This is a genomic window from Acinetobacter tandoii DSM 14970 = CIP 107469 (assembly GCF_000400735.1).
In the GTDB taxonomy this organism is placed as follows: domain Bacteria; phylum Pseudomonadota; class Gammaproteobacteria; order Pseudomonadales; family Moraxellaceae; genus Acinetobacter; species Acinetobacter tandoii.
In genome coordinates, this window is the sequence record NZ_KE007377.1 from 41,011 (window position 1) to 53,797 (window position 12,787).

The 12,787-nt window shown below is 36.5% G+C and carries 14 protein-coding genes and 2 pseudogenes; 7 read left to right on the forward strand and 9 right to left on the reverse strand.

Translation table 11 applies throughout. The features are described from left to right. Positions 1 to 2: 2 nt before the first annotated feature. The 5 genes from I593_RS19355 to I593_RS19375 all read right to left on the reverse strand — a co-directional run bounded on the left by I593_RS19355 (position 3) and on the right by I593_RS19375 (position 4,768). The gene (locus I593_RS19355; RefSeq protein ID WP_001190352.1) at positions 3 to 1,298 is read right to left on the reverse strand and encodes a Y-family DNA polymerase; all 1,296 of its coding nucleotides are present in this window, start codon (positions 1,296 to 1,298) and stop codon (positions 3 to 5) included. Positions 1,299 to 1,312: 14 nt separating this feature from the next. Further along, a complete protein-coding gene (locus I593_RS19360) occupies positions 1,313 to 1,939 on the reverse strand; it encodes a LexA family protein (RefSeq protein WP_000038641.1) in 627 nt (208 codons plus the stop codon). 111 nt (positions 1,940 to 2,050) lie between these two features. Further along, entirely contained in the window at positions 2,051 to 2,692 is a 642-nt protein-coding gene (locus I593_RS19365; RefSeq protein ID WP_002046584.1) for an SOS response-associated peptidase, read from the reverse strand. Between the two features lie 246 nt (positions 2,693 to 2,938). Continuing rightward, positions 2,939 to 4,045 carry an ImmA/IrrE family metallo-endopeptidase gene (locus I593_RS19370; protein WP_000482094.1) on the reverse strand — a complete coding sequence of 369 codons (1,107 nt, stop codon included), beginning with the start codon at positions 4,043 to 4,045 and terminating at the stop codon, positions 2,939 to 2,941. Between the two features lie 12 nt (positions 4,046 to 4,057). After that, the gene (locus I593_RS19375; RefSeq protein WP_001052588.1) at positions 4,058 to 4,768 is read right to left on the reverse strand and encodes a hypothetical protein; all 711 of its coding nucleotides are present in this window, start codon (positions 4,766 to 4,768) and stop codon (positions 4,058 to 4,060) included. A gap of 857 nt (positions 4,769 to 5,625) precedes the next feature. Between I593_RS19375 and I593_RS19380 the strand changes: the two genes are divergently transcribed. From I593_RS19380 to I593_RS19390, 3 genes are all read left to right on the forward strand, one after another. Further along, positions 5,626 to 6,339, forward strand: a complete 714-nt coding sequence (locus I593_RS19380) for a phosphoribosyltransferase (protein WP_001986287.1) — start codon at positions 5,626 to 5,628, stop codon at positions 6,337 to 6,339. Positions 6,340 to 6,731: 392 nt separating this feature from the next. After that, positions 6,732 to 7,931 carry a tyrosine-type recombinase/integrase gene (locus tag I593_RS19385; RefSeq protein ID WP_016165534.1) on the forward strand — a complete coding sequence of 400 codons (1,200 nt, stop codon included), beginning with the start codon at positions 6,732 to 6,734 and terminating at the stop codon, positions 7,929 to 7,931. Positions 7,932 to 7,964: 33 nt separating this feature from the next. Then, complete coding sequence (locus I593_RS19390; RefSeq protein ID WP_081401334.1) at positions 7,965 to 8,186, forward strand: antitoxin HicB; 222 nt, start codon at positions 7,965 to 7,967, stop codon at positions 8,184 to 8,186. Positions 8,187 to 8,456: 270 nt separating this feature from the next. Here the strand turns inward: I593_RS19390 and I593_RS19395 are convergent, their stop codons facing one another. Then, positions 8,457 to 8,708 (reverse strand): hypothetical protein, encoded by a 252-nt coding sequence (locus tag I593_RS19395; protein ID WP_004758991.1) that lies wholly within the window; start codon positions 8,706 to 8,708, stop codon positions 8,457 to 8,459. Positions 8,709 to 8,902: 194 nt separating this feature from the next. Here I593_RS19395 and I593_RS19400 point away from each other — a divergent pair, with 194 nt between their 5' ends. Continuing rightward, a complete protein-coding gene (locus I593_RS19400) occupies positions 8,903 to 9,124 on the forward strand; it encodes a helix-turn-helix domain-containing protein (RefSeq protein WP_004658364.1) in 222 nt (73 codons plus the stop codon). A 324-nt stretch (positions 9,125 to 9,448) separates the two neighbouring features. Here I593_RS19400 and I593_RS19405 read toward each other — a convergent pair whose 3' ends face one another. Continuing rightward, positions 9,449 to 10,663: a type II toxin-antitoxin system HipA family toxin gene (locus I593_RS19405; protein ID WP_016165536.1), complete on the reverse strand. Its 1,215-nt coding sequence runs from the start codon at positions 10,661 to 10,663 to the stop codon at positions 9,449 to 9,451. Further along, on the reverse strand, positions 10,660 to 10,920 hold the full coding sequence (locus I593_RS19410) for a helix-turn-helix domain-containing protein (protein WP_016165537.1): 261 nt from the start codon (positions 10,918 to 10,920) through the stop codon (positions 10,660 to 10,662). Before I593_RS19410 ends, I593_RS19405 begins: the two co-directional genes overlap by 4 nt. Positions 10,921 to 11,282: 362 nt before the next feature. On the opposite strand from I593_RS19410, the gene I593_RS19415 reads away from it, so the two are divergent. Further along, positions 11,283 to 11,585 (forward strand): hypothetical protein, encoded by a 303-nt coding sequence (locus tag I593_RS19415; RefSeq protein ID WP_016165538.1) that lies wholly within the window; start codon positions 11,283 to 11,285, stop codon positions 11,583 to 11,585. Positions 11,586 to 11,721: 136 nt separating this feature from the next. Beyond that, positions 11,722 to 12,423 (forward strand): annotated as a pseudogene (locus I593_RS20280) (IS1 family transposase). A 20-nt stretch (positions 12,424 to 12,443) separates the two neighbouring features. Here I593_RS20280 and I593_RS20960 read toward each other — a convergent pair. Continuing rightward, positions 12,444 to 12,572, reverse strand: a pseudogene (locus I593_RS20960) (IS982 family transposase); the annotation flags it as partial. A 73-nt stretch (positions 12,573 to 12,645) separates the two neighbouring features. Between I593_RS20960 and I593_RS19430 the strand changes: the two are divergent. After that, positions 12,646 to 12,787: transposase (locus I593_RS19430; protein WP_016165541.1), on the forward strand; the 142-nt coding region annotated here is incomplete at its 3' end.

Below are 12,787 nucleotides of genomic sequence, written 5' to 3' on the forward strand. Positions count from 1 at the left end.
TTTTATCCTACTCTTGGTAAGTCAGACCATTTGGTTAAATACGAAGGTGATCTAAGGTTTTGATTCATGTGCCATGTGGCTTCTTTATTGTTGGCAATGCCTAGCGTGACGAGATTCTTCCCAAACCGTTCACTGATGGCTTCGATGGCATCTGAAAGCCTTTCTCGCTCTTGCTTATGTGAATAGTCCGTGAATAGATCGGGCACAAACTTGGATTGATCTGTAATTTCGAGCAGCACGATTCCCGCCTTTTTATACTTAAAGCCTTTCTTAAATATCTGATCGATGCCTTTCATCGCGGCCTTGGTGATGAGCAGTAGATCATCCGTATGCTCATGCATTTGAACGACGATGTAAGGCGAGTAGCGCTCTGTCTTATCAAAGCGACTGGTTTGGATATACACGCCGATCATCTTGCAGATTGAGCCATCTTCCCGCATTCGTTTCACGGCTCTGGCCACATAAAGCCGAACCGAAGCTTTAATGTCATCCATTTCATACACTGGGTTGCCATATGAACGGCTGCTGATGATTTGCTTCTTCGCTACAGTATCATCACTAAGGTCAATACAAGAAAGGCCCTGTAGCTCAAGCACCGTCTTTTCCATCACGATACTAAACTGCTTTTTGATTTCTTTAGGATTGGCATTGATCAGATCCAGCACAGATTGAACACCCATAGTATTGAGCTTCTTACAGTTCTGTCTGCCTACGCCCCAAACCTCAGACACATCAACCTGCGCGAGTAGCGTTTCTGTAGAGCATGGGTCCATATGGGCCAGATTACAGACCCCATTGAAGAACTTGTTTTTCTTGGCGAGATGATTGGCAATCTTGGCTTCGGTTTTAGAGCGACCAATTCCAATACAGCAGGGTAGGCCTAACCAACGCCAAGCCTTAGCCCTCATGTCTTGAGCATATACAGTCAGGTCAAATAGATGCTCGTAAGCTGTGAGCTTCAGAAAGCATTCATCAATGGAATAGACCTCTTGATCTCCTGGTGCAACATAGTCCCCAAGCAGCTCCATAAAGCGCTTGGACATTTCGCCATATAAGGAGAAATTACTGGATAGCACCTGAATGTTATGTTGTTTGATCAGCTCTTTAATTTGGAATACAGGAACACCCATCTTGATGCCTAAGTCTTTCGCTTCCTGGCTTCTGGCCACGGCACAGCCGTCATTGTTGCTGAGCACAATGGTTGGGCGATCATTCAAGGCAGGATTAAACACACGCTCACACGAGACGTAGCAATTATTCACGTCGACTAACGCGAATATTTCATTTTCACTTTGCATGGTTATTCTTCTTTTTATGAGCGGTGATAAATACGCTTTAAATTAAAAGTCACCACACCCCAGATTGATATGGTTTGACTATCATCAGGAATGATGTGATTGTAATTCGAATTTTCAGCCTTCAACCAAAGTTCTGGAAGCGGATAATCTTCATCTCCAAATATTTCTTTGATTTCAGACTTGGACATCTTATTGGTGATCATCAGCCGCTTAATGGTTGAGGCATTGTCATCAATCAGGGCAACCACGATATCGTAATGCTTGGCTTCAATACTGCGATCAATAATGATTGGATCATTAATCTCTAGGCCAGCATCGAGCATGGATTCACTGTCTACATAGGCAATAAAAGTAGAAATAGGGTTGTGAATCAGGAACTCATTCAGATCGAGTGCTTTGTCTTGCTCATCCTTGGTGCTGAAGGCCGGACCTGCAGGAATACGCTCTAAAGAGACGGGAATAGATACTTTGGATTTGGGTAGGACAGCAGTAAGCCCTAATTTTTCAACAAGCTCATTTTGAACAGCGATTTGTTCAAGCACGGTGTTGATGGTAGGACTTGGTTTACCCTCTGGACCCATGAGCTCTTGTAAAGATGACCATGCGTCGTCAGAGAAGTAAATAGGCAACTTCTTAGACATGAGATACTCCTACGCTACGAGGCGTGTTTGGAAGTAGAATTTGTTTAAATAGGATATTACTAACAGCGTTTAAAATTCAAATTTAAAAAGTTGTGGATAAACAAGGATGCGTCAGAATAAGACGTTTTGTTTCTGCTCATCGCGTGGAAATGTGACGAATTCATCGGGCATTTGAAAGAAATATTCATGCGCATGTTCATGATCGGCTGTTAGCCAGTCTTTTCTGTACTGTTCTGGAATAACGATGATGGATCGCTTCTCATCCTTCGGTGCATGGAATTGTTTCATAAAAGGGTGATGGTCCGAATTGATGGTCAACATTGAAAAGGAACGTACCTTATTGCCATTAATCACTGCATCATCATAGATCCCTGCAACAGTAAAAGGCTGATCATCTTTACGCTTGATGGTGTACCAGTGTGGCTTGCCATTGATGTATTTCGGCTCATAAAATTCTTGTACTGGGACTAGGCAGAACTTGCTGTACTTCCAAGCATGTCGAAAGCTAGGCTTATCTGCTACAGACTCAGTTCTGGCGTTATAAGTATGACTGCTGAACTTCAATTCTTTCGCCCAGCTCGGTAGTAATCCAAACTTTGCAATATCAAGCTCTAAGTGATCTGAGCCGTTCAGAATGATTGGAGCATGATAGGAAGGGAATACATGATCCTTAAGCTCAAGATCAAACTGGCTTGTATCGACACCTAAGAGTGTCAAATTTCTTTTATTTGGAAATAGGTAATTTGAGCACATAGCCTGATCACATAACTAAAGAATTTATCTGAAATTGTATACGATGCTTTATGGAACACATGGGATTTATGGTGTCAGTTCAAGTAGGCTATATGAAAAAAGTCATGATGGGGCAAGTTACATTTTCAGTTAAAGTATGACTTATGGGATGCAAAACTACGTTGGGCGTGAAGTCATAAAAAAATTAATCAGGATTTTGCATAAATAGTGCGCCGTAAGGCGCATTATTTTTAAGGAAGGTTTGTATTACTCGACAATATATAACTTATGTTTTTTCTTCGGGGGCTCAACTTTAGCTAAAGCATCAAATGTTAATTGATTAAAATCTTCTTCAGAGATTCCAATTTCATCAAGCATTTTATTTTTATCAAAAGATGGTTGTGAGGCTAAAACAGAGATAATTTTGGGCAACATCAAACTCTCATCTCGATGAGTTTCTTCAGGTTCATTAATGTTGTAGCCCAACGAATTGATCTTTATAGAGTTACTACGATTAACCCAATCACTAACTAATCCCAGCTTGTGAGCTTTATAGTTAATAGCCTTCAGGGATGTTCGCCAAATCTTTTTATACTCAATCATATTTTCTAGTGAAAAATAGCGTGGAGCAGTAGAAAGAAATGCATCTGTTGGCATTAAAAATTCAGATGAAAATTGATCCGCTTCAGTTTCGAGAACACGATTATCTTTCTCGACACGAATTTTTTTGTTATGCGTATGCATAACGATATGACCAAGTTCGTGTGCACAATCGAAGCGGGCTCTTTCGGCAGACTTAAATGTATTTAGAAATATGAAAGGGCTACCACTTTCATCATCAAAAAAAGATAGTGCATCAATTTCTCGAATTTCAGTCGGTAATCTAAAGACACGGATTCCCTTTAGCTCACACAACGAAACAATGTTATTAATCGGTTGATTACCTAAAGCCCATAAACCTCTCAACTCTGACGCTAGGTGATCGGCATACTTAGATTCACCCAAAAACTCAGTAATATCTAAATCAGGACGGTGAAAAGTAGGTAACTTTACTTTCTGATTTAAGTACTTGTTAATATTTATTGCTAAAAGAGTATATGCCTCATTAGCTTTTCTATGCTGTGCTTTAATACGAGCAACCGATCTATAGAAGATTTGGTCTGTTTCATGTGGTTGTGTGTCATTACCTGCAAAGAATGACTTGGGTAAATTTAATACACGGCATATATCATCTTGATCATTTTCATTGATTTCTTTATCCACGTCTAAAAGTTGCTTTACCTTAGAGATAGAGCAACTCAATTTTTCTGCGAAATCGGTATTGCTAAGTCCTCGTAATTCTTTAGCAATACGTAAACGATCTTTATTAAACACATTAACCTCAGATTAAACTACAAGCTGAATATCAAAATCATCTGGTTTAATTTCATTAGATGGTTCCAATACTGGCTTAGGATCAGTTTTTACAGGAACTGTATTATCTATTTCAAATGCAATTCTGCAAGTATGGTCACTTGGTAAAATTGAAATTTTTTTCGCTTTTAAGTCCTGTACGAAGCTAGTTGGGTATGCAAATTCAAAAGGAATATTTGGGATATCAATGTCTTTATAGGCTGGATGTGATGCTGAAGGAAAGTATAAAATCCATGTTCTCAATTTTGTCTCATCATCATAAGCAGACTGATTCTCCTTAATATTATTTAATGTCATTAATCCTTTTTCACAGTGTGCTGATACAACTTGATCAGCTAACCCCAATGCAATATTCCCGCTCATAAAGATAATTTGTATTTTCTTTACTGTATTCTCAATTCTTGGCTGGCTGTCATTGTGGAATATCCAAGCAGGATCAGATTGTCGAAGCAGTAAAGCAATCTGTTCTCCAATTTTTCCCCATCGTGCAATAAAGCGTGCACGGTTATAGTGAGTATTTGTTCTATAGTCAGCATCACCGATCATAATTGCGTTTCTGACTAACTCGAGATCAGGTAATCCTAACTGTTTAGCTTTTTTGATAGCATTTTCACCTTTGAAAAAATCACATGGCGTGGGTTCAGAAGGTTGGATTGATTCTTCATCAAGGAGATTTAAATTCATCTTAAAAGTTATCCTAAAGTAGCGAATGTCTTTTTTATAACATCTTTTGATGTTTTAAAAAAGACATTTTTATAAATGTGTGCTATCTTCACTTACAACTTGATAATAAGAATTTTGGAGAAGAGACGTTGAGTAACTTATTCATTAATCATAAAAATTGTCCTGAATGCGGTGGCCGTATCAAAGGCTATTATTACTACTGTGGGCAGTGTGGTAGTCAAAATGTTGTAAACTGGAAGCACACGGGGATATTTTTGTTGATTGCTGGAAAGATTTTTCTGGTTGCTATGCTTTTTTTGCTAAAAAATTTTGTTCAAATCCATTTTTTTCACAAGTTTCATTGTGCTAATTTTTTAAATAATTCATAGAGGTTGATAGTAAAATGAAAGTTAAAGATTTAATTAAATAATTAGAAGAGTTTGATCTGGAATTAGATGTTTTAATTGCTAATGAAGAGAACAAAATCATTGGCATAAAAACCCTAGCCCGATTCTTTGAAATAAGCTATGTTTCTTTTGTTCATCCAGAGACACAAAGAAATGATATGGAAAGAAATGTTGAATTTACCTTTTTAGGAATGTCGACTAAAGACTCTAGAGTTATTGTTTTTATTGACGTTGTTCCATAATTTTCAAGTAGTCAAAATGAGTATACAATATTCATGTGATGCAAGAAGATACAACTGGATAGGATGGGCCCATAAGTATTTGAAGCTGCCTCGTGTATGATCATGGGGACTGTCCAAACAAACGGCTTTTGAGAGTGCTGCCTGATACGAAAAATAATATCCAAGAGATGCTAGCGGTAAATTTAGTGTAAAATTTAATGCTAGCCATCATTAAAACTTATTTAAAAATATGAAGTTATATCGCACAGATTGGAATATGTTTCCTAAAACGGTTATTGACCGTGGTCTTGGAGATGCAACCTCTCATTACATGTATGAAGCTGCTAAAGCAGGGGATGTTGAAAGTGCGTATATTTTAGCTAAAGATTTAGTTTCGGATGAGGCGATTGCTGAACTAGAAAGAATTATCGATGGTCGGGAAACTATTATAGTACCTGTACATGCTGAGGAAGCAGTCGGTCGTAATATGATTCCTTTAGCTACTTCAGCAGTTATAGCAAAGAAACTTGGGCTTGAAGTTGATACGAATATAGTTCAAGCTATAAAAGTATCAAGAACTGGCGGTGATGGGTGGCATAGATTAGCCAACCCACCAGCATTTGATGGGACAATAAACAATGATAAATGTGTTATTATTGTTGATGATACCCAGACCCAAGGTGGTACTTTTGCAGCATTAAAAGGTCATATTGAAACAACTGGGACGAATAAAGTTATTGGAGCATATGCACTGACGGGTAAACAATACTCATCACAATTAGCTCTAAGTAAAGAAACTCTTCAGCAATTGAGGGATGTATATGGTAATCTTGAAGCATGGTGGAAATCGATTTACGGGTACGATTTCGAAAGGCTCACAGAGTGGGAAGCAAAGTATATCCTCAACTCTCGTAAAACAGCTGACGAAGTCCGAGATAGAATCATTGCGTCAAAACAAACGTGATGCTTATGCACTTATGATGAAAATGAATTAATTATTATTTAATTAAGTTAAAAGACTGCTATATAGCGGTCTTTTTTGTTTTTGAGCTCTACAAATTTTAATGAGTACATATAGTTACTTTTATAAAAATGATAATAAAGGGTAGAGGAGGTCATCTAAGAATTTAAAGCACAAGACTTATTTAACATTGATGACAGAAAAGTGAGTTGTTGGGAACTTAAAGAAGAGGTGGTACTTATAATGGTTACTAAAATACAAATACTTAAAATATTAAATATATAAAACAATATATTACAAATATATATGATGCGTAGTGTACGCATCATATAAAAAATGTTCTATTTTGATATAATTGGTACAATCAATCCTCTGATAGGTTTCATTTAAATTTCATGAGTCTTACTGAAATTAAAGTTCGCCAAGCTCATTGCAAGGAAAAAACTTGTTTTTTATCCGATGAAGATGGACTTAGCGTGAAGATTGAGCCGAGTGGAAGAAAATCTTGGTGCTATCGTTATACAGATCCACAAACAAAAAAACGTCGCCGCATTCAGTTAGGGCTTTATCCTGATTTATCACTGAAAAAAGCACGACAAGTCAGAGATGACTTTAAAGACAATAATTATTGTTTTGAACATGATACTGTCTCTAATGTCATCACCTTTCGTAAGGTCGGGGAAGAGTGGCTGCAGTTCAAACTGAAGAATGCATTTAATGATTTACCCCGCTGCGGTGTACTACAGTTAGCAGAAAGATGTTTACAGCAAGATATTTATCCAGACCTTCAGGATTTACCTTTTCAAAACATCAAGCGTTATGACCTGGTTTCAGTAATCAAAAAAATAGAGGGACGCCAAGTAAAAGAACCTGTCAAGAAAGCTTGTAGTTATTTGAACCAAATTTATGACTACGCTGTAGCGATGGGTTATTGTGAATTCAACATCGCGCATGGTTTAAATAAAATCGCTATTAATAGTAAAATCAAGAAGAATTATCCATATTTGAAAGCTGAGGATATATCTGATTTTAAGAATAAATTACAAAAATTGGATGCCCATCCGATTATTAAAAAAGCACTGATGTTCAAATTACATACTGGCGTGCGAGGGGCTGAATTGTTATTGGCTGAGCCTCATCATTTTGATTTAAATGATAAAATATGGAAAATACCTGCCTTGCATATTAAACAGTTTCGACGAAAAGTCATATTAGGCCATGAGATTCCAGATTTTTTAGTTCCACTTTCAAATCAGGCTTTAGAGATTTTAAAAGACGTCATGCAGTGGTCATACGGTGAAAAATACCTTTTTGCTAGCCCACGCAAACACAATCAACCGATTCATTTTAATACTCTAAATATGGCCATACGTAAGATGGGGTATGGCAAACATCAATTATCTTCTCATGGATTACGTTCTACTTTTAGTACCATTTTGAATGACTCAGGTTTGTTCCAAGATAATTGGATTGAGGCACAACTTTCACATATTGATAAGAACCGTACCCGTGCCAGCTATAATCACGCTGACTATTTAGCTCAACGGACTGAAATGATGCAGTGGTGGGGTGATTATTTAAGTACTACTAAGTGAAAATCGTACTTTTATACATAAACTTAAAACATTATGAGGTGTCAAATGGATAGTAAACAATATACTTACCGTGTTACATGGTCAGCAGAAGATAATGGGTATGTTGGGTTGTGTGCAGAGTTTCCATCATTGTCTTGGCTTGATGCGGATCAGTCTAAAGCATTCTCAGGAATAGAGGAGCTCGTTGCTGATGTTGTCGCTGATATGATTATCAATAATGAAAAAGTTCCTACACCACTCTCTGGAAAAATATAGTGGTCAGTTTATTTGTCATTGTTCTCAGTGGTTTAACAAAAACCAGCCCTCGAAGCTGCAGAACGTAGTGTGGACATGAATCGTTTAGTATCAGTAAAAAGAGCTATGTAATTTTAGTCTGTACTAATGTCTAGTAGGAGTGAGTGATAGAGCAGGAACAAGAATTTATGCTTCATATATTCTGTGAATCGTATGAACTAATAGGTATTTTTAAAGAAAGTTTCTTTGATTTAGTGCTTTTTATTTAAATAAATAATTTTTAAAAACAACTTAGGCTAATTGATAAACACTATCTGGAAAGATTAAAAGAAAATATTTTTTAATTTCTGCTAATTCATTTAAGGCAGGTTCCCTTTCAAGCAGTTGAAATGTCCAAATAAGTACAGCCTGATGATTATCATAGCAAGTATTTACTCCAAGAAAATTAGCCATTCCATAACTTCTATTGATGTTCATTTCTTTAATTAATTGATTTCCTAAGTCACGAGCTTGCTGGCTGATCAATAACTCATTTGTTAACACGGCGGTCATCTCCACAAAATAATCTAATGCAGGTTCAATCCTTATACTTAAAAAGTTATAATTTAGTTGAAATAGATAAAATATACTTTCTATAAGTTGTAATAACCTGCTGTAGGTTAATTTTAGCAAAGTATTACTCAGGCAACAACTTTAAATAACCCACAGCAAGTTATTTTTTGTAAATTAATTTAAATATGATTACTTGTAAGTTATCTAGCCTCATGGGCGATAGAAAAATTTTAAAATTAAGTGAAGTGGTGCATGCAACAGGTATCAATCGCAATACGCTCACAAGTATGTATTATGACCGCGCTGTACGTATTGAATTACCAGTCGCCGATAAGTTGTGTAAGTACTTTAACTGTACGATGAATGATTTGTTTGAGTTTAAGGAAGAAGTTGAAGAAAAAGATTAACTAATACTTCGTTTGATAAGTTTTCCCTACAGGTATAATACTGAATTTTATAAAACTTCATCGAAAACATATATTTACTTTATTATTTATATAAAGGAATCAATCGAATGATAGAGGTATTTTTCTTATAACTTAGTTAAGAAGAGGGGCTAATGACCCACAATAGCGGTAACTATTGTGGGTTTGTTCCATGTAATGCAAATTGCCGTACACGGAATTTAAAAAGACTTCACTGCAATTCTCATCTTACGTTGCGATTGTACTTATTGCAAGATTTTTAGTCTTTTTACATGATTTTTCATTTAACCATTCAAATTTCTTATTTTAATCAAGTCGATAATTTTGGGTATCGAGGCTTGTCACCATAACATTTGAAATTGAACGTTCTATAGATGTCCGTAAACCATCGAATAGCTGAATCTCATTTGAGGTACTAAGATAGTCCAAGATATTTTCGCTCAAGAATTCTATAATTGCTTTGGGGTTTCTAATTCTAAATTGGTCACTTTCAGCCAGTTTGATGAGATGTGACAGGTCTGGAAATGCTTTACTACCAGCCAGTTTGAGTGCCATTTTATTATCAATTGATTCATAGATCAGGGTATGCGTCATATCGAAAGGTGGTGAAACAAAAATATTCTTCATATCTGGAGAATATTGCAGAGCAAAGTTTTTAAGATGTGCATCGCCATTGCCGATTAAACAGTTGAATACAATGTATTTATACATTTTTTCAACTTCAGCTACGCTACCTGTATATAGATAAGTTGCTTTCAGCAGAGTTTCATAGCTACTGGCATATTTTGCACTTGGATCATTTGACTTTTTCATCAGTGTGGTAAAGTCTTCATAGCCGAGTTTTGTACCATTGCAGGACCGATCAAACCGTTCTACCACATAGGTTTCTAAATTTTCAGCTAAATAGGTTTGTGGAGGTTCAAGTCCACAATGCTGTGCAGCCTGCATACAGACAAACTCATTGACTGTAAGCAATGGAAATTCAGAATCAAAGGACTTTACAATTAAATCCCTCTGTTGAACTGCTCTATCTGTTTGAACAGTATTCGCATTTGGAATGCTCACTTTTGGTTGCATCCCAGCCAATGAAGTCCTGAGATAGTATTTATCTAAAAGTTGTGGGAAAAGGGGCTCTTTACTACGGTAGGATAGAATGTCACTTAAGTTCAAAGATTCTATCTCGGGCAAATTTAACTCACTTTGATAAGAAAGCATTCCAACGCCTTGATCACCTTGTAGTGCCAAGAAATACATGTTATTGACTTTGGCATATCTGGCAAGCCTTTCAGTAATCAACCGTCGATTAAAGCCTTCTGGTAAGTTCTGGGCAAAGATTGGATGTAATGCACTGGAAGAATAACCATCCATGCCTCGTTGAGTCATGGTGAGTGACACATGCTGTTTTTCTTGTAATGGCTGATAATAGTGAACTGAACCATAGGTCAATACGCCTAATTCAGCTTGATTGGCACACACCGTGATATTGCTGATTTTGGCAGGAAGATTGGTTTGATATTTCACTCGTCGTCCTCAGAAAACATATTTTCAATCTCATCCCAATGAGGCAGTGAATGTTGCTTTGGAGATACATTAAACTGCAAACCAACCGCATCAAGTACACGTTCAAAGATGTCAAAAGAACCTGTAAATCGGCCATTTTCGATCTCTGATATTGTAGTTTTATTGATTCGAATCAATTCGGATAGTTTTTGCTGTGTATAGCCAAGGTTTTTTCGTTCTATACGAACTTTTTTACCAATTTCTACTCTACTCGCCATAGCAATTTGACCATAATATATTAGCTATATGGCTAATATATTAAATAAAAATTATAAAATTAGCTATATAGCTAATTTAAATCGTAAATTAGTGATTAGATTTGGCTGATAGTCCTAAAGTTACCGACTAGAGCAATGCAGTTGGTCATGGGTAATTTGATCTTCCAGTCGAGTAACACAAGTGTTTATTCAACTTGGTGTTGATTACTTGCATGTTTAACAGCATGAGGACAAGGCAATTAGATAGGTCTGAATACAATTTTACGTTATGCTGTAGAAAATCATTTTTAATCTGATAGGACTAAAGACAATGTACTATTTCGCAGAGGATCCCTTCTAGGTAATGTCACCTAGGAGAAACAATGAAAAAACTGAAATACCAGTATCTACAATCTGTCAAAACACGCCCTCATGATTATTTTTCGAAACAATATCCTAGTATGAGAAGTGCGTATTTCAAAAAGTTTAGTACACAACAGGAGCGAAGTTTTTATTTCATGCATTGTATGGAGTATAAAGATTATCCGCTAAATATCCGTGTTGCGCGTGGTAAGGGTCTTCCGTATGTCTGGGATGATTTTCCAAGCTATGTCTATAAATGGGCCAAGAGTTGGAAGCACAATTCCAAGCGGAAAAATCAGTACTATAAAGAACATATGGAATGAAAAAATGGGAGCAATTGCTCCCATTTTTCACTTATCGTTTAGAGTTTTATGATTCTTTATTTTTACGCATGATTTTTTGGTGGTGTTTCAAAAAGTATGCTGAAAAAAACAATATGGCTTTTGATAAAATAGAGGTATGAAAATAACGCTACAAATCAAATGTCCTACCTGTCTAAGTAACAATATAAAGAGAAATGGCATCAAAGTAGATGGGAAACAAAACCATCAATGCAAAGATTGCAAACGTCAGTTTATTGGTGATCATGCATTAAGCTATCAAGGGTGTAACTCAGGTATTACCGGCAAGATATTACATTTAATGGTCAGAGGAAGCGGTGTAAGAGATATTGCTGAAGTCGAGCGTATCAGCATTGGCAAGGTATTACGAACCTTAAGTGAATCGATCTATCAGATTCAGCCTAAACAAAGCCACTACGAATGTCTTGAAGTCGATGAACTTTGGACTTTTGTAGGGAATAAGAAAAATAAACAATGGCTTATTTATGCCTACCATCGAGAATCTGGAGAAATTGTTGCTTATGTTTGAGGTAAGCGGGATTTAGCAACGGTTCAACGTCTTAAAGCTAGACTTAAAAAGCTTGGGGTTCAATATGCTCGAATTGCGAGTGATCATTGGGATAGTTTTATCACAGCATTTCAATGTTGCAAGCAAGTGATCGGTAAGTTTTTTACCGTCGGTATTGAAGGTAACAATTGTAGAATTCATCATCGAATCAGGCGTGGATTTAGGAGAAGTTGCAACTTTTCTAAAAAGCTCGAAAATCATTTTAAAGCCTTTGATTTGACTTTCTTTTACCTTAATAACGGATTTGTTTAACGCCAGCATACTTTTTGAAACACCACCAGAATTTCAATATCACTTAAAGCGGGTGGAAATCCTCTACTTCTTAAAGGTTGAATGACAATCGCTGAGTAAAATTGCTCTATGATTAAAAATACAGAAATGATAAATTCGTAAATGAACATTGATCCTAGCCAAAATAATGGACAGCACGTCCCTCTAAAGATAACGTAACTTTAATCTTTGGAGATTCAAGAAATGGCTAAACGTTTTAGTCCTGAATTTAAACAGCAAGCGATTGATTATGCACTTTCAAACTCCCACGAACCTATAGCTGCAATCGCCCAGAAATTAGGTGTGGGTTATTCAACTTTAGACAAATGGATTCGTGAAGCCAATC

Coding starts and splice junctions, on each gene's coding strand:
- I593_RS19355 (WP_001190352.1), bottom strand. CDS start 1,298: ATGCAAAGTGAAAATGAAATATTCGCGTTAGTCGACGTGAATAATTGC.
- I593_RS19360 (WP_000038641.1), bottom strand. CDS start 1,939: ATGTCTAAGAAGTTGCCTATTTACTTCTCTGACGACGCATGGTCATCT.
- I593_RS19365 (WP_002046584.1), bottom strand. CDS start 2,692: ATGTGCTCAAATTACCTATTTCCAAATAAAAGAAATTTGACACTCTTA.
- I593_RS19375 (WP_001052588.1), bottom strand. CDS start 4,768: ATGAATTTAAATCTCCTTGATGAAGAATCAATCCAACCTTCTGAACCC.
- I593_RS19380 (WP_001986287.1), top strand. CDS start 5,626: ATGAAGTTATATCGCACAGATTGGAATATGTTTCCTAAAACGGTTATT.
- I593_RS19385 (WP_016165534.1), top strand. CDS start 6,732: ATGAGTCTTACTGAAATTAAAGTTCGCCAAGCTCATTGCAAGGAAAAA.
- I593_RS19390 (WP_081401334.1), top strand. CDS start 7,965: ATGAGGTGTCAAATGGATAGTAAACAATATACTTACCGTGTTACATGG.
- I593_RS19400 (WP_004658364.1), top strand. CDS start 8,903: ATGATTACTTGTAAGTTATCTAGCCTCATGGGCGATAGAAAAATTTTA.
- I593_RS19410 (WP_016165537.1), bottom strand. CDS start 10,920: ATGGCGAGTAGAGTAGAAATTGGTAAAAAAGTTCGTATAGAACGAAAA.
- I593_RS19415 (WP_016165538.1), top strand. CDS start 11,283: ATGAAAAAACTGAAATACCAGTATCTACAATCTGTCAAAACACGCCCT.